General features: G+C 70.1%; 17 protein-coding genes. 2 read left to right on the top strand and 15 right to left on the bottom strand.

Annotation, left to right across the window (positions count from 1 at the left end; all coding sequences use genetic code 11):
- Positions 1–23 precede the first annotated feature (23 nt).
- Genes aspS through AW271_RS24025 form a run of 3 tightly spaced genes read right to left on the bottom strand, consistent with a single transcriptional unit; the run spans position 24 to position 3,675 of the window.
- The gene (gene aspS, locus AW271_RS24035) at positions 24–1,751 is read right to left on the bottom strand and encodes an aspartate--tRNA ligase (protein WP_062339836.1); all 1,728 of its coding nucleotides are present in this window, start codon (positions 1,749–1,751) and stop codon (positions 24–26) included.
- Positions 1,748–3,004 carry a histidine--tRNA ligase gene (gene hisS / locus AW271_RS24030; RefSeq protein ID WP_062339835.1) on the bottom strand — a complete coding sequence of 419 codons (1,257 nt, stop codon included), beginning with the start codon at positions 3,002–3,004 and terminating at the stop codon, positions 1,748–1,750. The genes aspS and hisS overlap by 4 nt, the downstream gene beginning before the upstream one ends.
- Complete coding sequence (locus AW271_RS24025; protein ID WP_062339834.1) at positions 3,004–3,675, bottom strand: MBL fold metallo-hydrolase; 672 nt, start codon at positions 3,673–3,675, stop codon at positions 3,004–3,006. The genes hisS and AW271_RS24025 overlap by 1 nt, the downstream gene beginning before the upstream one ends.
- A 146-nt stretch (positions 3,676–3,821) precedes the next feature.
- Between AW271_RS24025 and AW271_RS24020 the strand changes: the two genes are divergently transcribed.
- Both AW271_RS24020 and AW271_RS24015 read left to right on the top strand, forming a co-directional pair.
- The gene (locus AW271_RS24020) at positions 3,822–4,664 is read left to right on the top strand and encodes a peptidylprolyl isomerase (protein ID WP_062339833.1); all 843 of its coding nucleotides are present in this window, start codon (positions 3,822–3,824) and stop codon (positions 4,662–4,664) included.
- A 42-nt stretch (positions 4,665–4,706) separates the two neighbouring features.
- Complete coding sequence (locus AW271_RS24015) at positions 4,707–5,945, top strand: DUF349 domain-containing protein (RefSeq protein WP_245653174.1); 1,239 nt, start codon at positions 4,707–4,709, stop codon at positions 5,943–5,945.
- A gap of 34 nt (positions 5,946–5,979) precedes the next feature.
- Here the strand turns inward: AW271_RS24015 and AW271_RS24010 are convergent, their stop codons facing one another.
- The 12 genes from AW271_RS24010 to pdxS all read right to left on the bottom strand — a co-directional run bounded on the left by AW271_RS24010 (position 5,980) and on the right by pdxS (position 18,491).
- Entirely contained in the window at positions 5,980–8,169 is a 2,190-nt protein-coding gene (locus AW271_RS24010; RefSeq protein WP_157554578.1) for a RelA/SpoT family protein, read from the bottom strand.
- A 184-nt stretch (positions 8,170–8,353) separates the two neighbouring features.
- Positions 8,354–8,860, bottom strand: coding sequence for an adenine phosphoribosyltransferase (locus tag AW271_RS24005; protein ID WP_062339830.1), 507 nt, complete (start codon positions 8,858–8,860; stop codon positions 8,354–8,356).
- A 252-nt stretch (positions 8,861–9,112) separates the two neighbouring features.
- Positions 9,113–10,120 (bottom strand): protein translocase subunit SecF, encoded by a 1,008-nt coding sequence (gene secF / locus AW271_RS24000; protein WP_062339829.1) that lies wholly within the window; start codon positions 10,118–10,120, stop codon positions 9,113–9,115.
- The gene (gene secD / locus AW271_RS23995) at positions 10,120–11,910 is read right to left on the bottom strand and encodes a protein translocase subunit SecD (RefSeq protein WP_369408468.1); all 1,791 of its coding nucleotides are present in this window, start codon (positions 11,908–11,910) and stop codon (positions 10,120–10,122) included. Before secD ends, secF begins: the two co-directional genes overlap by 1 nt.
- Positions 11,911–11,951: 41 nt before the next feature.
- On the bottom strand, positions 11,952–12,323 hold the full coding sequence (gene yajC / locus AW271_RS23990) for a preprotein translocase subunit YajC (RefSeq protein ID WP_063818091.1): 372 nt from the start codon (positions 12,321–12,323) through the stop codon (positions 11,952–11,954).
- Positions 12,324–12,564: 241 nt separating this feature from the next.
- On the bottom strand, positions 12,565–13,740 hold the full coding sequence (ruvB, locus tag AW271_RS23985) for a Holliday junction branch migration DNA helicase RuvB (RefSeq protein WP_083977131.1): 1,176 nt from the start codon (positions 13,738–13,740) through the stop codon (positions 12,565–12,567).
- The gene (gene ruvA, locus AW271_RS23980; RefSeq protein ID WP_062339828.1) at positions 13,737–14,357 is read right to left on the bottom strand and encodes a Holliday junction branch migration protein RuvA; all 621 of its coding nucleotides are present in this window, start codon (positions 14,355–14,357) and stop codon (positions 13,737–13,739) included. Before ruvA ends, ruvB begins: the two co-directional genes overlap by 4 nt.
- Positions 14,358–14,454: 97 nt before the next feature.
- On the bottom strand, positions 14,455–14,985 hold the full coding sequence (ruvC, locus tag AW271_RS23975; protein ID WP_062339827.1) for a crossover junction endodeoxyribonuclease RuvC: 531 nt from the start codon (positions 14,983–14,985) through the stop codon (positions 14,455–14,457).
- 44 nt (positions 14,986–15,029) lie between these two features.
- On the bottom strand, positions 15,030–16,178 hold the full coding sequence (locus AW271_RS23970) for a GNAT family N-acetyltransferase (RefSeq protein WP_062339826.1): 1,149 nt from the start codon (positions 16,176–16,178) through the stop codon (positions 15,030–15,032).
- A gap of 49 nt (positions 16,179–16,227) precedes the next feature.
- On the bottom strand, positions 16,228–17,007 hold the full coding sequence (locus tag AW271_RS23965; RefSeq protein ID WP_062339825.1) for a YebC/PmpR family DNA-binding transcriptional regulator: 780 nt from the start codon (positions 17,005–17,007) through the stop codon (positions 16,228–16,230).
- A 3-nt stretch (positions 17,008–17,010) separates the two neighbouring features.
- Positions 17,011–17,595: a pyridoxal 5'-phosphate synthase glutaminase subunit PdxT gene (gene pdxT, locus AW271_RS23960; protein ID WP_062339891.1), complete on the bottom strand. Its 585-nt coding sequence runs from the start codon at positions 17,593–17,595 to the stop codon at positions 17,011–17,013.
- Complete coding sequence (pdxS, locus tag AW271_RS23955; protein WP_062339824.1) at positions 17,589–18,491, bottom strand: pyridoxal 5'-phosphate synthase lyase subunit PdxS; 903 nt, start codon at positions 18,489–18,491, stop codon at positions 17,589–17,591. Before pdxS ends, pdxT begins: the two co-directional genes overlap by 7 nt.
- Between the last annotated feature and the right edge of the window lie 73 nt (positions 18,492–18,564).

The raw sequence follows: 18,564 nt of genomic DNA, 5'->3' as shown, positions 1-18,564 counted from the left end.
ATTCGGACCGGCCTTCTTCGTTGCTAGGCCTTGGGCGTGGCGTCGACGCCCGCCTCCTTGCGCTGCGCCGGGGTGATCGGCGTGGGCGCGGCGGTCAGCGGGTCGAAGCCGGAGGCCGTCTTCGGGAACGCGATCACGTCGCGGATCGAGTCGCCGCCCGCCAGCAGCATGCAGACGCGGTCCCAGCCGTAGGCGATGCCGCCGTGCGGCGGCGGGCCGTACTTGAACGCCTCCAGCAGGAAGCCGAACTTGCTCTCGGCCTCCTCCTTGGAGATGCCCAGCACGTCGAAGACGCGCTGCTGCATCTCGGCGCGGTGGATTCGGATCGAGCCGCCGCCGATCTCCATGCCGTTGCAGACCATGTCGTAGGCGTAGGCCAGGGCCTCGCCCGGGTGGTCCTGGAAGTTGTCGTTCCACTCGGGCTTCGGGCCGGTGAACGGGTGGTGCACGGCCGTCCAGCCGCCTTCGCCGTCGTCTTCGAACATGGGCGCGTCGACGACCCACAGGAACGACCACTGCGACTCGTCGATCAGCTCCTTGCGGCGGCCGATCTCCAGCCGGGCCGCGCCGAGCAGCTCGCGCGAGGCGTGCCGGGCGCCGGCCGCGAAGAAGATCGCGTCGCCGACCTCGGCGCCGGTCGCCGCGCGCAGCCCGGCGGTCTCGGTCTCGGACAGGTTCTTGGCCACCGGGCCGCCGAACCCGTCTTCCTGGACGAGCACGTAGGCGAGCCCGCGCGCGCCGCGCGACTTGGCCCACTCCTGCCAGCCGTCGAGCTCCTTGCGGGTCTGCGACGCGCCGCCGGGCATGACGACCGCGCCGACGTACTCGTTCTGGAACACCCGGAAGGTGGTGTCCTTGAAGTAGTCGGTCAGGTCGACCAGTTCGACGCCGAAGCGCAGGTCGGGCTTGTCGGAGCCGAAGCGGGCCATCGCGTCGGCGTAGGTCATGCGGGGCAGCGGGGAGGGCAGCTCGTAGCCGAGCGTCTCCTTCCACACCCGGCCGATGATGGCCTCGCCGAGCTCCATGACGTCGTCCTGGTCGACGAACGACATCTCGATGTCGATCTGGGTGAACTCCGGCTGACGGTCGGCCCGCAGGTCTTCGTCGCGGAAGCACTTGGTCAGCTGGTAGTAGCGCTCCAGGCCGGCCACCATGAGCAGCTGCTTGAACAGCTGGGGCGACTGGGGCAGGGCGTACCAGTTGCCCGGCTGGAGCCGCACCGGCACCAGGAAGTCGCGGGCGCCCTCGGGGGTCGACCGGGTCAGGTTCGGCGTCTCGACGTAGACGAACCCGCGCTCGTTCATCACCTCGTTGACCAGGTAGGTCGCCTTCGACCGGATGCGCAGCGCGTCGCCGAGCTGCTGGCGGCGGATGTCGAGGTAGCGGTACTTGAGCCGGGCCTCCTCGGAGACGCCCGAGGCGCCCTCGATCGGGAACGGCAGCGGGGCCGCCTCGCTCAGCACCTCGACCTCGGTGGCCACGACCTCGATCCCGCCGGTGGGGATGTCGGGATTCTCGTTGCCCTCGGGCCGCACCCGGACCTCTCCGACGACCTTCACGCAGTATTCGGAGCGCAGGCCGTGGGCGTCGTCCTCCTCGCGGAAGACGACCTGGGCGGAGCCGGAGGAGTCGCGCAGGTCGATGAAGACCACGCCGCCGTGGTCACGACGGCGGGCGACCCATCCGGCCAGCGTCACCTGTTGGCCGGCGTGCTCGGGGCGCAACGTCCCGGCCTGGTGGGTGCGGATCACAAGAGTTTCCCTTTCAGGGTGTCGACGACAGAGGCGAGGGACACCTCGGTCTGTTCAGCGGTTTCCAGGTCCTTCAGCTGTACGGCCCCCGCCTCCAGGTCGCGCTCACCGATGATCAGCGCATACCTGGCCCCCGACTTCGACGCCGCCTTCATGGACCCCTTGAGCCCCCGGGAGCCGTAGGCCATGTCGGCCGCGAGCCCCGCCCGGCGCAGCTCGGTCAGCAGCCCGAACGCGCGGCGGCGGGCCTCCTCGCCCAGGGGCACGGCGTAGACGTCGACCGTCGAGACGGCGGCCGCGGCGACCTCTTCGGCCTCCATGGCCAGCACGGTGCGGTCGAGGCCGAGCCCGAAGCCGATGCCGGGCAGCGGCGGCCCGCCGATGGACTCCGAGAGCCCGTCGTAGCGGCCGCCCCCGCCGACGGCCGACTGCGCCCCCAGGAGCGGGTGGTCGAACTCGAAGGTGGTGCGGGTGTAGTAGTCGAGGCCGCGCACCAGGCGCGGGTTGTCGGTCCACGGGATCGACAGGTCGGCCAGGGCGGTGCGCACCTGGTCGTGGTGGGCCTTGCAGGAGGCGCACAGGTGGTCGGTGACCAGCGGCGCCCCTTCGAGCTGGGCCTTCACCTCGGGCCGCTTGTCGTCGAGGACGCGCAGCGGGTTGATCTCGACGCGGGCGCGGGTGGCCTCGTCGAGGTCGAGGGCGCGCAGGAAGTCCTGCAGCGCGGCCCGGTAGATCGGGCGGCACTCGGCGCAGCCCAGCGTGTTCAGCAGCAGCGTCAGCCGCTGCAGGCCCAGCTGCTGGTACCAGTCCCACGCGATGGCGATCGTCTCGGCGTCGACGAGCGGGTCGTCGCTGCCGATCGCCTCGAGGTCGACCTGGTAGAACTGCCGGTAACGCCCGGCCTGGGGCCGCTCGTAGCGGAAGGCGGGGCCGACGGCCCACACCTTCGCGGGCAGCTGGCCGTTGTGCAGGCCGTTCTCCAGCACCGACCGCAGCACGCCGGCGGTGAACTCGGGCCGCAGCGTGACCGAACGGCCGCCCCGGTCCTGGAAGGTGTACATCTCCTTGGTCACGACGTCGGTCGACTCGCCGACGCCGCGCGCGTAGAGCTGGGTGTCCTCGAACACCGGCAGTTCGAGGTAGCCGTAACCGGCCTTGGTCACCGCGGCGGCGAAGGTGTCGATCGCCCGCCGGAACGCCGCCGAACGGGGCGGCGCGTATTCGCTAACGCCCTTGGGCGCCTGGAAGGTCATCACAGTCCTCGTGTCGGGCCGGGCGCCGCGTCCTTCAAGAAGGGGTTCGAGGCGCGCTCGCGGCCGATGGTCGTCTGGGGTCCGTGACCGGGGAGAACCACCGTTTGGTCTGGCAGCGTCAACGTCTTGGCGAGGCTGCTGAGCATCGCGGAATGGTCGCCGCCCGGCAGATCGGTGCGGCCGATGGAGTCGCGGAACAACAGGTCGCCGCTGAACAGCACGTGTTCGTCGTCGAGCCTGAAGGTCACCGACCCCCCGGTATGGCCCGGCCGGTGGTCGACGACCAGCTCGAGGCCGGCCAGCTCCAAAACGGCGCCGTCGGCGAGCTCGCGGACGTCGTCGGGCTCGCTGAACTCCAGCCCTCCGAACAGCTGTTTGCTCATCGCGCCGAATCCACGGCCCGGATCGCTCAGCAGAACCCGATCATCGGGATGAATCCAGGCAGGAATTTCACGAGCTCCGCAAACCGGACCGACCGACCACATGTGGTCGATGTGCCCGTGGGTCAGGACCACCGCGACCGGCTTCAGCCGGTGCTCGCGGATCAGCTCGTCGAGGCCGTCTTCAGCGTTCTGACCTGGGTCGACGACCACGCACTCCGCGCCGGCGGCGGGCGCGACGACGTAGCAGTTGGTCTGGAAAGACCCGGCTGGGAACCCGGCGATCAACAACGGAGCGGCCTCGATGTCTCAAAGGATTGAGCGAGCGAATGTAACCGAAGGGTACCGGTGCGGGTCGGCGGGCTGCGAACCAATACCCGTGTGCCGATACGATTCGCCCACCTCAATAGTCATTCTTGGACAGTCGGGAGGACGAAGTGGTCACCGGGAAGGACCGGCAGAAGCAACTCGCGCGCGAACACCACGAGCGCCAGCAGGCCGCACGCCTCCAACGTGAGCGCGCCGCGAAGCGCAACGCCGCGATCGGGACCACCGCCGGTGTCGTGGTCGTCATCGCGGGCATCGTGGCGGCGGCGATCTTCCTGACGGGCGGCAGTGACGACGCCGACCCGGCCACGGCGGCGGCGTCGGCCTCGGCCAATCCGGCCGAGAGCGCGGCGGCGGCCCCCGCGGAGCCCCTGCCCTTCGACAAGGGCACGGGCAGGTGCGACTACGTGAGCGACCCGGCGGGCGGGGCCAAGGACGTCGGCAAGCCCGACCCGAAGGTCGCGGCGGCGCCGGCGGTCATGAAGATCGACACCAACCTGGGCGTCATCGAGGCCGACCTCGACGGTGCCAAGGCGCCGTGCACGGTCGGCTCGTTCACCCACCTGGCGAGCAAGGGCTACTTCGCCAACACGAAGTGCCACCGCCTCACGACCGAGGGCATCAAGGTGCTCCAGTGCGGCGACCCGACCGCCACGGGCAGCGGCGGCCCCGGCTACCGCTTCGTCGACGAGAACCTCGAGGGCGCCAGCTACAAGCGGGGCGTGCTGGCCATGGCCAACAGCGGCCCGAACACCAACGGCAGCCAGTTCTTCATCGTCTACGGCGACGAGACCGACACCCTGCCCGACTCGTACACGCCCTTCGGCACGATCACCAAGGGCCTGGACCTCGTCGACAAGGTGGCCAAGGCGGGCGTCGAGGGCGGCGGCGGCGACGGTACGCCGAAGCAGGCTGTCGAAATCAAAGACGTGACAATTACCGGCAAGAGCTGACGTAATACAACCAAGGGCTAAACGCCCTGGAGGCTGATTCGAGTGCGGGAGGACACGGTGACCACCGACCCGTGGGGCCGGGTAGACGACGACGGCACCGTCTACGTGCGTACGGCTGAGGGAGAACGGGCCGTCGGGTCCTGGCAGGCCGGGGAACCGGAAGAGGCGCTGGCCTACTTCCACCGCAAGTTCGACGAGCTGGCCGGTCAGGTCCAGCTGCTCGAACAGCGGGTGAAGGGCACCGACCTGCCGCCCGCCCAGGCGGAGGCCGGCATCCTGAAGCTGCGCGAGGCGATCACCGGGGCGAACGCGGTCGGTGACCTCGACTCGCTGAACAACCGGCTCCAGGCCCTCTCCGAGATGGTCGGCAAGCGCCGCGAGGAAGTGAAGGCGGCCCGCGAGGTCGCCCGCGGCCAGGCCAAGGAGATCAAGGAGCGGATCGTCGGCGAGGCCGAGCGCATCGCCGAGGACGCCACTCACTGGAAGTCCGGCGGCGAGCGGCTGCGCCAGCTCGTCGAGGAGTGGAAGGCCGCCGAGCGGATCGACCGCGCGACCGAGGCGGCGCTGTGGAAGCGCCTGTCCACGGCCCGCACGGCCTTCGCCAAGCGCCGCAAGGCCTACTTCTCCTCGCTCGACGAGCAGCGCGACCAGGTGCGTTCCGCCAAGGAGCGCATCGTGACCGAGGCCGAGGAGCTGTCGAGCTCGACCGACTGGAACGCCACGGCCGCGGCCTACCGCGAGCTGATGCGTCGCTGGAAGGCGGCCGGCCGGGCCTCCCGCGAGGCCGAGGACGAGCTCTGGAACCGCTTCAAGGGCGCCCAGGACCAGTTCTTCCAGGCCCGCTCGACGGTGTTCGCCGAGCGCGACGCGTCGTTCGCGGCCAACGCCGACGCCAAGGAGCTGCTGCTCGTCGAGGCGGAGAAGATCCTCCCGGTGACCGACGTCCGCGCGGCGCGCGGTCAGCTCCGCGCGCTGGTCGAGCGGTGGGAGGCCGTCGGCCCGGTGCCGCGCGAGCAGCGCGACCGGCTCGAGGGCGGCCTGCGGAAGATCGACGACGCGGTCCGCAAGGCCGAAGAGGCGGAGTGGAAGCGCTCCAACCCCGAGGCCCGCGCGCGGGCGCAGGACACGGTCAACCAGCTCCGCCGCTCGATCGAGCAGCTGGAGACCCGGCTGGCCAAGGCCCAGCCGGGCAGCAAGCAGGCCAAGGAGGCCGAGGAGGGCATCGCCGCCCGCCGCTCCTGGCTCGAAGAGGCCGAGCGCACGCTCGCCGAGTTCTCCTAGCAGGTCGTGCCCGCGGCGCCTGACCCATGAAGGGTCAGGCGCCGCTGGTCACCCGGTAGACGTCGTAGACGCCCGGGATGTTGCGCACGGCCTTGAGCACGTGGCCCAGGTGCTTGGGGTCGCCCATCTCGAAGGTGAACTTGCTGACCGCCACCCGGTCGCGCGAGGTCGTCACCGACGCCGACAGGATATTGACGTGGTGGTCGGACAGGGTCCGGGTCACGTCGGACAGCAGACGGGGCCGGTCGAGCGCCTCGACCTGGATCGCCACCAGGAACACCGAGTCGTCGCCGGCCGACCAGGCCACCTCGACGAGCCGCTCGGGCTGCTCCTGGAGCTGCCCGACGTTGGCGCAGTCGACCCGGTGCACCGAGACGCCGTGGCCCCGGGTCACGAAGCCGGTGATGTCGTCGCCCGGGACGGGCGTGCAGCAGCGCGACAGCCGTACCCACACGTCGGGGTCGCCCGCCACCGTGACGCCCGCGTTGGTGCCGGCCCTGGGACGTCCCTTGAGCTGCGTGGGCAGCGCCGCCTCGGCGATGTCCTCCTCGGCCCCCTCGACCCCTCCCAGGGCCTGTACGAGCTTCTGGACGACCGCCTGGGCCGCGATGTGCCCTTCGCCCACCGCCGCGTAGAGCGCCGACACGTCGGCGTAGTGGAGATCACGCGCCAAGGCGAGCAGCGCCTCGCCCGACATGAGCCGCTGGAGCGGCAGGCCCTGCTTGCGCATCGCCCGCCCGATGGCCTCCTTGCCGGCCTCGATCGCGGTCTCGCGGCGCTCCTTGGAGAACCACTGGCGGATCTTGTTGCGGGCCCGGCCCGACTTGACGAACTTCAGCCAGTCGCGCGAGGGCCCGGCGTCGGGCGACTTCGAGGTGAAGATCTCGACCGTGTCGCCGTTGCCCAGGCGCGACTCCAGCGGCACCAGCCGCCCGTTGACCCGGGCCCCGATGCAGCGGTGGCCGACCTCGGTGTGCACGGCGTAGGCGAAGTCGACCGGGGTCGCGCCGTCGGGCAGCGCGATGACCTGGCCGCGCGGGGTGAAGACGAACACCTCGGAGACCGACAGGTCGAAGCGCAGCGACTCGAGGAACTCGCCCGGGTCGGAGGTCTCCTTCTGCCAGTCGAGCAGCTGGCGCAGCCACGCCATGTCGTTGACGTCCTTGACCTTGCCACCCGGGTTGGAGGCGACCATCTCCTCCTTGTACTTCCAGTGGGCGGCGACGCCGTATTCGGCGCGGTGGTGCATCGCGCGGGTGCGGATCTGCAGCTCGACCGGCTTGCCCTCGGGCCCGATGACCGTCGTGTGGAGCGACTGGTACATGTTGAACTTGGGCATCGCTATGTAGTCTTTGAACCGGCCGGGCACCGGGTTCCACCGAGCGTGGATCGTTCCGAGCGCGGCGTAGCAGTCGCGGACCGTGTCGACCAGGACCCGGATGCCGACCAGGTCGTAGATGTCGTCGAAGGCGACGCCCTTGGCGATCATCTTCTGGTAGATCGAGTAGTAGTGCTTCGGGCGGCCCTTCACGGTCGCCCGGATCTTCTGCTCCCGCAGGTCGGAGTGGACGTTCTCGATCACTTCCTGCAGGAACAGGTCGCGCCGGGGGGCCCGCTCGGAGACCATGCGGGCGATCTCGTCGTAGCGCTTGGGGAAGAGCATGGTGAACGCGAGGTCCTCCAGCTCCCACTTGATCGTGTTCATGCCCAGGCGGTGGGCCAGCGGCGCGAAGATCTCCAGCGTCTCGCGGGACTTCTGCTGCCGCTTGTGCTCGGGCATGTAGCGCATGGTGCGCATGTTGTGGAGCCGGTCGGCCAGCTTGATGACCAGCACCCGGATGTCGCGGCTCATCGCCACGACCATCTTGCGGACCGTCTCGGCCTGGGCGGCGTCGCCGAACTTGACCTTGTCGAGCTTGGTCACCCCGTCGACGAGCAGCGCGATGTTCTCGCCGAAGTCGGCGCGCAGCTCGTCGAGCCCGTAGGCGGTGTCCTCCACGGTGTCGTGGAGGAGCGCCGCGCACAGGGTCTCGTCGTCGGTGCCGAGCTCGGCCAGGATGGTCGCCACGGCCAGCGGATGGGTGATGTAGGGGTCACCGCTCTTCCGCTTCTGGTCGCGGTGGTGGTAGGCCGCCGTCTCGTAGGCCCGCTCGATCAGCCGGAGGTCGGCCTTCGGGTGGGTGGCCCGGACCGTCTTGAACAGGGGCTCGAGGACGGGGTTCATCGCACCCCACTGCCCCCCGAACCGGCCCAGCCTGCGCCGGACGGCCGTCCCCTTCTCCGGGGGCGCCGCCTCTGCGGGCACATCGGGAACCGGCGCGCCGGGTGCTTCGACGGGCGCGTTGCCGGGGGCCACTTCACGGGGCACTCAGACTCCTCACATTCGAGTCCAGATCACTCAGTGTAGGTCAAACGGTAACCAAAGCTCTGACGTCGAGATCGGGCAGCCTCTCCCTGCCGGGGAGGAAGGACAGCTCCATCAGGAAGGACACGGCCACCACTTCGGCGCCCGCGCGCCGCACCAGGTCGACCGCGGCGGCCGCGGTGCCGCCGGTGGCCAGGACGTCGTCGACCACCAGGACCCGCTCGCCCGGGGCGAACGCGTCGGCGTGGACCTCGATCGTCGCCGAGCCGTATTCCAGATCGTAGGACGCCTCAAGCGTCTCGGCGGGCAGTTTGCCCTTCTTGCGTACCGGGACGAAGCCCGCGCCCCTTCTGAGGGCCACGGGAGCGGCCAGGATGAAACCCCTGGCCTCGATGCCGACCACCTTGTCGAAGGAGAACCCCTCAGCCAGGTCGTCGACGACCGTCGTGAACGCGGCCGGGTCGGCCAGCAGGGGGGTGATGTCCTTGAACAGGATGCCAGGCTGCGGATAGTCGGGAATATCCCTGATCAGCGAGATCCACTCGGTCACCTGCCAACTTTAATGGCTGCTCAGGGCCAGACGCTTCGGGACCCGGGCCGGCCACGAATCACGCCCGCCACAAAAAGCGAAACGCCCCGCGGGCTCCGGATCTTCCCCGGATCCCGCAGGGCGTTCGCGTGTCTATTGGGCAGATTCCCCACGCGAGCCACGACCGGCCTTCGGCCGGCCGCGTCTCGTGTCTATTGGGCAGATTCCCAACGCGAGCCACGACCGGCCTTCGGCCGGCCGCGTCTCGCTCTGCTACTTCTTCGCGTGTTCCTTCTTCTCCTTGGCGGAGGCCTGCTTGGCCTCGGAGGCCTCGCGCTGTTGCACTCTCTTGGCGAGGGCGATCCACTGGGGTTCGCGCTCCTTGAGCGACACCAGGATCGGCGTCGCCACGCACAGGGAGGAGTAGGTGCCGACGAGCATGCCGACGAAGAGGGCCAGCGAGAGGTCCTTCAGCACACCCGCGCCGAGCAGCGTGGTCCCGATGAACAGGATCGCCGCCACCGGCAGGATCGCCACCAGCGAGGTGTTCAGCGACCGGATCAGGGTGTGGCTGAGGGCGTTGTTGGCCGCCTGGGTGTAGGTCATCTTCGCCGACGTCTTCAGCGGGGTCGTGACCTCCTTGATCATGTCGAACACGACGACCGCGTCGTAGAGCGAATAACCGAGGATGGTCAGGAAGCCCAGCATGGTCGCCGGGGTGACCTCGAAGCCCGACCAGGAGTAGATGCCGGCCGTGATCACGAGGTCGTGGATGAGCGCGACGATCGCCGCCAGCGCCATCCGCCACTCGAACGCCATGCTCAGGTAGAGCATGATCGCGATCATGAAGACGATCAGGCCGATCCAGGCCTTGGTCGAGACCTCACCACCCCACGTCGCCCCGATGACCTGGGTGCTGACGTCGTTGGGCTGGATCTTGTACTCGTCGGCCACGGTCTGCTGGACCTTGGTGACCTCGGAGCCCTCGAGGCTCTCGGTGGTCACCCGCCAGTTGGGCCCGGCCTCCTGGACGATCACCTGGTGCGGACCGGCCGAACCGACCACCTCGCGCACCTGCTCGATCGACGAGCCGGGCGTACGGGTGAAGTCGAAGACCGAACCGCCGGTGAACTCGACGCCCAGGTTGAGCGGCTTGATGAACAGACCGGCGATCGAGATGATCAGCAGCGTGAGCGACAGGCCGTACCAGAGCTTGCGCTTACCGACGAAGTCGATGTCGATGTCGCCGCGGTAGAGGCGGCGCGCGAGGCCGGCGGCCATCACGCCTCCTGGAGGGTGGTCGAGGTGGACGACGAGTCGGTGCGCGCCATGCGCTCGGCGTCGAGTCCGGACAGCGGGTGGCCCTTGGCGAAGAACTTCATGCGCGCCACCAGCGACATGAGCGGCTTGGTGAAGAGGAACACCACCACGATGTCGATGACGGTCGTCAGGCCCATCGCGAAGGCGAAGCCGGCGACGTCGCCCACGGCCAGGAAGTAGAGCACCAGGGCCGCGATGAACATGACCGCGTCGGCCACGAGGATCGTGCGGCGGGCCCGCTTCCAGGCCACCTCGACGGCCGTGCGCAGACTGCGCCGGCCCTCCTTCATCTCGTCTCGGATTCGCTCGAAGTAGACGATGAAGGAGTCGGCGGTGATGCCGATCGAGACCACCAGGCCGATGATGTGCGGCAGCGACAGGCGGAAGCCCGCGTTGGCGCTGAGCACCACCACCGACAGGTAGGTGACGACCGTCGCGACCAGGAGGCTGGCGATGCCGACCACGCCGAGGCCGCGGTAGTAGAGCAGCAGGTAGAGCATGACGATGATGAGGCCGATGCCGCCCGCGATCAGACCGCCGCGCAGCTGGTCGGCGCCGAGGGTCGAGGAGACCGACACCGTCGAGCTGACCTTGAACTTCAGCGGCAGCGCGCCGTACTTCAGCTGGTCGGCCAGCTCGGTCGCCGTCTGCGAGGTGAAGCTGCCCGAGATCTCGGTCTTGCCGCCGGTGATGCGGCCGTTGGAGACCGGGGCCGTCACGACCACGCCGTCGAGCACCGCGCCGATCTGGTTGCGCGGCGGCTGGCTGTTGAAGGTCTTGTTGGTGAGCTCGGACCACTTCGTGGCGCCCGCGCTCTTGAAGTCGAGGTTGACGACCCACTCGCCGGTGTCCTGGCGCACGCCGGACGAGGCGGTGCTGATCTCCGAACCCTGGACCGCGGCCACGTCGAGGATGTACTTCGCGGTGCCGCTCTCGTCACACGCGGCGAACTGCTTGGTCGGGTCGTCGAGGACGCCCGCGCCCTTGTTGTTGGCCGTGCACTTGAGGTCCTTGAACTGCTGCAGGACGGCCGGGTCGATGCCGGACAGATCCTGGCCCGCCAGCGGGTCGGCGGCGGCGTTCGGGTCGGCCGAGGGCTGCGTCGTCACCAGCGGCGAGGCGGCCGGGCTGGGCTCGGCGTTCTTCTTCTTGCCGTTGCCCTGCTGGTTGTCACCCTGGTTGTCGCCCTGCTTGTTCCCCTGGCCCGCCTCGGCGCTCGCGGTCGGCGAGGGCGCCTGGAGGGCCTTGGAGACCGCCCGGCCCGCCGGGCTGGCGGCCGGAGAGGCGGCGGCCGAGGGCGTCACGGCCGGGAGCGAGCCCGACGGGGCCGGCGAGGCCGCGTCGCTGGGCAGCGCGGCCGGCTGCTCCTGGGCCGGGGCGACGGCGAGCACCTGGCGGAAGCGGAGCTCGGCGGTCGTGGCCACCAGCTTCAACGCCTCTTCCTGACCCGCGCCCGGGATCTGGATCAGGATGTTGTCACTGGCCCTCGCGACCTGGGCGTCGGAGATGCCCTGCCCGTTGACGCGGTCACGGATGATGTTGACGGCCCGATCGAGGCTCTCTTGCGAGGGCGCCTTGTTGTCGAGGGTCTCGGGCGAGAGCGTGACTGTCGTGCCGCCCGCGAGGTCGAGACCGAACTTCGGGATGTACGCGTTCTGCAGGACCACGGCCGCGCCCATGGCGGCGATGATCGCCAGAAGAAGCAGGAGCGTGCGTCCCGGCTTGATCTGGCTGCTGGTCGGTGGGGCCACTGGTGGTCAGTCTTTCGTCAAGGGGTCTTCAATGAGGGTACTCAGGACTTGCGGGTGCTGGAGTCTCCAGTCTCCGGGCTTTCCGCGACGTTGTCGCCGTCGGTCTTCTCGTCGGTCTCGGTGGAGTCGACCGGGCCGTCGCCGTAACCGGGCTCGTCGGTGAGCACACGGCCGATGGCGGCCTTGACCCAGCGGGTCTCGACGCCGGGCGCCACCTCGAGGATGACGTCCTCGTCGGCGAATCCGACCACGGTGCCGAACAGTCCCGTTGTGGTCATCACGCGGGAACCCACGCTGAGCGAGTTCTGCATCGCGACCTGCTCCTGCTGCCGCTTCCGCTGCGGGCGGATGAGCAGGAAGTAGAAGACCACGAAGAGCAGGACGATCGGGAGTAGCTGCGCAAGCCCTTCCACGGGGCTCTCCTTCGTTGAAGAGATGACCGGCCATTCGCCGGAGGTCACACGAGGTTTGACGCCGGTCCGGGCCACACGCTCGGCACGTCACCTTACATAGCGAGCCTAGCCACCCAGCCAAGCCACGCAGTGTAGGCGAGCTGTCAGAACCCCGGCAACGAAGCCACGATCCGCCGCGCGGGAAAGTTCCGTTTTCACGCCTATTGCAACCATTCCGTGATCCCCAAGGCCCTTTCCGGCATCACTGTGGGTTATCAGGAGGGTCGTCGAAGACGACGCCGGCCCCGAACGCGTCGGGCGGCGGGACCAGCCCCAGATGCACCCAGGCGGCGGCCGTGGCGACGCGCCCGCGCGGGGTGCGGGCGAGCAGCCCCTGGCGGACCAGGAACGGCTCGGCGACCACCTCGACGGTCTCGGGCTCCTCGCCGACGGCTACGGCGAGTGTCGACAACCCGACGGGCCCGCCGCCGAACTTGCGCAGCAGCGCGCCCAGGACGGCACGGTCGAGCCGGTCGAGGCCCTCGGCGTCGACTTCGTAAAGATTCAGCGCGGCCGCGGCGATCTCCCGGGTGATCAGCCCGTCGGCGCGCACCTCGGCGAAGTCGCGCACCCGGCGCAGCAGCCGGTTGGCGATGCGGGGGGTGCCCCGGGAGCGGCCGGCGATCTCGGCGGCCCCCTCTTCTGGCAGGTGGACGCCGAGCAGCCGGGCCGAGCGGTGGAGCACGGTCTCGAGCTCGGCCTCGTCGTAGAACTCCATGTGGGCGGTGAACCCGAACCGGTCGCGCAGCGGCGCCGGCAGCAGGCCCGCCCGGGTGGTCGCCCCGACGAGGGTGAACGGCGCGACCTCCAGCGGGATCGCGGTGGCCCCCGGCCCCTTGCCGACGACGATGTCGACCCGGAAGTCCTCCATCGCCAGGTAGAGCATCTCCTCGGCGGGCCGCGCCATGCGGTGGATCTCGTCGATGAAGAGCACTTCGCCGTCGGTCAGGGTCGACAGGATGGCGGCCAGGTCGCCGGCCCGCTCCAGCGCCGGGCCCGAGGTCACCCGCAGCGGGGCGCCGAGCTCGGCGGCGATGATCATGGCGAGGGTGGTCTTGCCGAGGCCGGGCGGCCCGCTCATCAGCACGTGGTCGGGCGGCCGGTTGCGCCGCAGCGCCCCTTCGAGCACCAGGGACAGTTGCTCCCTGACCCTCGGCTGCCCGATGAACTCGGCCAGCCGCTTGGGCCGCAGCGCCGCCTCGATCAGCCGCTCGTCGCCCTGGACGTCGGCCGACACCAGCTCCCGCTCGAAGGAACCGACGATCTCGACCTCATAGGACCCGTCGCCGGACTCGTGGATCGAACCCTCGCGGAACCCGCCGACCGAACCGGGCACCAGGTCGTCACGATCGCGGGACGGCTCAAGTGAATCTTTCATCGCACGCTCAGCGCCCGCAGGGCCGCCTTCAGCAGCGGCGCGATCTGGGGCTGGCGTCCGGCGGCCAGTTCGGCCTCGGCGTCGGGGGTCACCACGGCGAGGGCGTCGTCGGCGTCGCGGGCGGAGTAGCCCAGCCCGACGAGGCCCGAATGCACCTGCTCGCGCCAGAGGGCCTCGCGGGCGGGCCCGTTGATCGCGGCGTTGACGACCTCTTCCGGGGTGCCCAGCTTGCCCTTGAGCTCCAGCACGAGCCGTTGTGCGCCCTTCTGGCCGATGCCCGGCACCATCTGCAGGGCCTTGAGGTCGCCGGAGGCCACCGCGACACGCAGCGCGTTGGGCGAGTGGACGGCGAGCATCGCCAGCGCGAGCCGGGGCCCGATGCCGCTGGCGGTCTGCAGCATCTCGAACACCACCCGCTCGTCGTCGGAGGCGAACCCGTAAAGGGTCAGCGACTCCTCCCGGACGACCAGCGAGGTCGACAACCGGCCGCTCTCCCCCACCCGCAGCAGACCCAGCGTTCCAGGCGTGCAGTGGACGAGGACGCCCACTCCCCCGACCTCCACCACCGCGGCGTCAGGGGCGATGGCGGTGACCAGACCGGACACCGAGGCGATCATCAGGCGCTCCCGGGATTGCGGACGAGGACCGGAGGGACATCCCGGCCCGGACGGACGGACGACCCGGCGGCCACTTCGCGACCCCCGTCGGCGGCGATCACCGGGGACCCCGGCCGGCCCGGGCGGTCGCGGCGGCCGTGGCCAGGCGGTTCTGCATGCCGCCGCGCCACACGTGGCAGATGGCCAGCGCCAGCGCGTCGGCGGCGTCGGCGGGCTTGGGCATGGCGTCGAGGCGGAGGATGCGGGTGACCATGGCGCCGACCTGCTTCTTGTCGGCGGTGCCGCTGCCGGTGACGGCGGCCTTGACCTCGGAGGGGGTGTGGAGCGCCACGGGCAGCCCGCGGCGGGCCGCGCACAGGATGGCCAGGGCGGCCGACTGGGCGGTGCCCATGACGGTCCGGACGTTGTGCTGCGCGAACACCCGCTCGACGGCCACCGCGTCGGGCGCGGTCTCGTCGAGCCACTTCTCGAGGCCCTGCTCGATCGCCACCAGGCGGGCGCCGATCTCGTCGTCGGCCGGGGTGCGGATCACGCCGACGGCCACCAGGCGGGCGGGCGATCCGGGGCGGCCCTCGACGACGCCGACGCCGCAGCGGGTGAGCCCGGGGTCGACACCCAGCACGCGCACCGGCGGCCCCCTTCCGCTCCGAACATGTGTTCGGCGATCTTACACTAGAAGTAGTCGAGCAGGTACGCCTTCGCCGCGAACACCGCGTCCAACGTGTCGTCGAACACCGTGGGGCCGGTCAGCCCGCCCGACATGCGCAGAGTGGCGGCGGGCACGCCGGCGTACAGGGCCGAGAGGGCGTTGATCGTGAGGGCCGGGCCGGTTCCCGCGCCCTTCGACAGGGCGCCCGTGCCGTCGGCGACCTCCAGGAGCCAGGTGCCGTCGTTGGCGGGGCGGGCCGGGTCGGTGAGTTCGAAGGGGACCGCCGCGGTCACCGCCGTGGGGTAGCCGCGCCGGGCGACGGCGTCGGCGGGGTCGACGACGCGGAACATCCAGCGGGTGGGCGTCACGACGTCGGTGGAGCGTTCGCGCAGCAGCCACAGGACCGGGTCGTCGGGCGCGATGGTGGCGGTGACCCGCTTGGCGACCGACGAGGAGGTGCCGACGAGGGCCCACAGGGCGCGTGTGGTCGCCTCGGAGGCGGCCAGGAGGCCGTCGACCTCGATGTCGCCGCCCGACCAGCGGTAGATCACGTAGCCGTCGTCGGCGAGGTAGCAGAAGTCGTCGTCGTCCTCCAGCCACACCCGCCAGGTCTCCGGCGTGTACGACAGGGGCCCGGAGGCGCGGGTGGCGGCGTGGACGCGGCCGATCAGCGACACCAGCTCGTCGGTGTCGGCGGGACCCATGCGGCGCAGCCCGACCGGCGCGCCGGGGGCGATCGTGCGCAGCGCCTCGGTGGGGAGGGTCGCGATCAGGCGGCTGCCTGCGTGCTCGAAACCGGCGCTCCGGTAGACCGGGGTGGTCGCCGGGTAGAGCGCGGAGACCGCCGAGCCGAGCTCGGAGCAGCGGTCGAGCACGGCGGTCATCAGCAGTCGGCCGACGCCCCTCCCCCGGTCTTCGGGCGCGACGGTGACGCCGGCCACGCCGCCCATGGGCTGCGGGCGGCCGTGCCACCACTGCGTGAAGGGGTTGAGCCGGGCGGTCGCGACCAGGCGGGCGCCGTCGAAGACGCCCAGGCAGCGCCCCTGGGACAACAACGGCGTGACCATGCGGCGCCAGATCGCGGCGTCGGACGCCGAGAGTGGCCCGAAGGCCCGCTTGCGGTTGTCGAGCACCGCGTCGAGATCGTCTTCGCCGAGATCACGGATATCCACGGAACCACAACCTACGCAGGCCCCGTGGAACCGCGCAATCCAGTCGAAATTAGGCGTCGAGCTTGGCCAGGATCTCGTCGGAGACGTCGGCGTTGGCGTAGACGTTCTGCACGTCGTCGCTGTCTTCGAGCGCGTCGATCAGCTTGAAGACCTTGCGGGCCGTGTCCTCGTCGACCGGGACGTTGATCGTCGGCAGGAAGCTGCTGTCGGCCGAGTCGTAGTCGATGCCGGCGTCCTGGAGGGCCTTGCGGACCGGCACGAGGTCGCTGGCCTCGGTCACGATCTCGAACGACTCGCCCAGGTCGTTGACCTCTTCGGCGCCCGCTTCGAGCACCACTTCGAGGACCTGGTCCTCGCTGATCTCGACGCGGCCGGCCTTGGTCTCCGACACCAGCTTGGGCACCAGGATGACGCCCTTGCGGTTGAACATGTAGGACACCGAGTTGGGGTCGGCCAGCGAGCCGCCGTTGCGGGTCAGCGCGACCCGGACCTCGGACGCCGCGCGGTTGCGGTTGTCGGTGAGGCACTCGATGAGCATGGCGACGCCGCTGGGGCCGTAGCCCTCGTACATGATCGTCTGCCAGTCGGCGCCACCGGCCTCCAGGCCGCCGCCGCGCTTGCGGGCGCGCTCGATGTTGTCGACCGGGACCGAGCTCTTGCGGGCCTTGGTGATGGCGTCGTAGAGGGTCGGGTTGCCCTCAGGATCGGGGCCACCGGTCCTGGCCGCCACTTCGATGTTCTTGATGAGCTTGGCGAACAGCTTCCCGCGCTTGGCGTCGAGCGCGGCCTTCTTGTGCTTCGTCGTCGCCCATTTGGAGTGGCCGGACATCGGCTAGAGCTCCCTTACCATCTCAACGAAATACGAATGGACCCGCGCGTCGCCGGTCAGTTCCGGATGGAACGAGGTGGCGAGCAACGGGCCTTGGCGGACCGCGACGATCCTATCCCCGGCGCGGGCCAGCACTTCGACATCGTTTCCGACGGACTCGACCCAGGGCGCCCGGATGAAGATCGCCCGGAAGCCCTGAATCCCCGGGAGGTCCAGATCGTACTCGAAGGAGTCGACCTGGCGCCCGAAGGCGTTGCGGCGCACGACCATGTCGAGGCCGCCGAGGGTCTGCTGACCCTCGATGCCGCCCTCGATGCGGTCGGCCAGCATGATCATGCCAGCGCAGGAGCCGTAGGCGGGCATGCCCGCCTTCACCCGCTGCTGGATGGGGTCGAACATCTCGAACGCCACCGCGAGTTTCCACATCGTGGTCGACTCGCCGCCCGGGATGACCAGGGCGTCGACCTGGTCGAGCTCCTCGGGGCGGCGGACCGCCACCGCCACGGCGCCCGACTCCACCAGGGCACGGGCGTGCTCGCGGACGTCGCCCTGGAGCGCGAGCACGCCGATCGTGGGTGTGCTCACCAGCCGCGCTCGGCCAGGCGGTGGGGCACCGGGATGTCGTCGACGTTGATGCCGACCATGGCCTCGCCGAGGCCGCGCGAGACCTTGGCGATCACGTCGGGGTCGTCGAAGAACGTGGTGGCCTTGACGATCGCGGCGGCCCGCTGGGCGGGGTTGCCCGACTTGAAGATGCCGGAGCCGACGAACACGCCCTCGGCGCCGAGCTGCATCATCATCGCGGCGTCGGCCGGGGTGGCGATGCCGCCCGCGGTGAACAGCACGACCGGCAGCTTGCCCTCGCGGGCGACCTCGGCGACCAGCTCGTAGGGGGCCTGGAGCTCCTTGGCGGCGACGTAGAGCTCGTCTTCGGGCAGGCCCTGGAGACGGCGGAGCTCGGCGCGGATGGTGCGCATGTGGGTGACGGCGTTGGAGACGTCGCCGGTGCCGGCCTCGCCCTTGGAGCGGATCATGGCCGCGCCCTCGGTGATGCGGCGCAGGGCCTCGCCCAGGTTGGTGGCGCCGCACACGAAGGGCACGGTGAAGCGCCACTTGTCGATGTGGTTGGCGTAGTCGGCCGGGGTGAGCACCTCCGACTCGTCGACGTAGTCGACGCCGAGCGACTGGAGGACCTGGGCCTCGGCGAAGTGGCCGATGCGGGCCTTGGCCATGACCGGGATCGAGACGGCGGCGATGATGCCGTCGATCATGTCGGGGTCGCTCATGCGGGACACGCCGCCCTGCGCGCGGATGTCGGCGGGCACCCGCTCCAGGGCCATGACCGCGACCGCGCCGGCGTCTTCGGCGATCTTGGCCTGGTCGGGCGTGACGACGTCCATGATCACGCCGCCCTTGAGCATTTCGGCCATGCCGCGCTTCACGCGCGCGGTGCCGACGGACGGGGTCGTTTCGGGGCTGGACACGGCGCTACCTCACTCGAGGGGACTGGTGAATTGGTTCTATATTAGGCGTCCGAGCGAACCAAAACGACAGTCC

Source organism: Herbidospora sakaeratensis (assembly GCF_001570525.1).
Classification (GTDB): Bacteria; Actinomycetota; Actinomycetes; order Streptosporangiales; family Streptosporangiaceae; genus Herbidospora; species Herbidospora sakaeratensis.
The sequence above is the reverse complement of the archived record's forward strand: the minus strand, read 5'-3'. Positions and strand labels throughout refer to the sequence as shown.

Coding starts and splice junctions, on each gene's coding strand:
- hisS (WP_062339835.1), bottom strand. CDS start 3,004: ATGACCTTCCAGGCGCCCAAGGGCGTTAGCGAATACGCGCCGCCCCGT.
- AW271_RS24010 (WP_157554578.1), bottom strand. CDS start 8,169: ATGAACCCCGTCCTCGAGCCCCTGTTCAAGACGGTCCGGGCCACCCAC.
- secF (WP_062339829.1), bottom strand. CDS start 10,120: ATGGCCGCCGGCCTCGCGCGCCGCCTCTACCGCGGCGACATCGACATC.
- ruvB (WP_083977131.1), bottom strand. CDS start 13,740: ATGAAAGATTCACTTGAGCCGTCCCGCGATCGTGACGACCTGGTGCCC.
- ruvA (WP_062339828.1), bottom strand. CDS start 14,357: ATGATCGCCTCGGTGTCCGGTCTGGTCACCGCCATCGCCCCTGACGCC.
- AW271_RS23965 (WP_062339825.1), bottom strand. CDS start 17,007: ATGTCCGGCCACTCCAAATGGGCGACGACGAAGCACAAGAAGGCCGCG.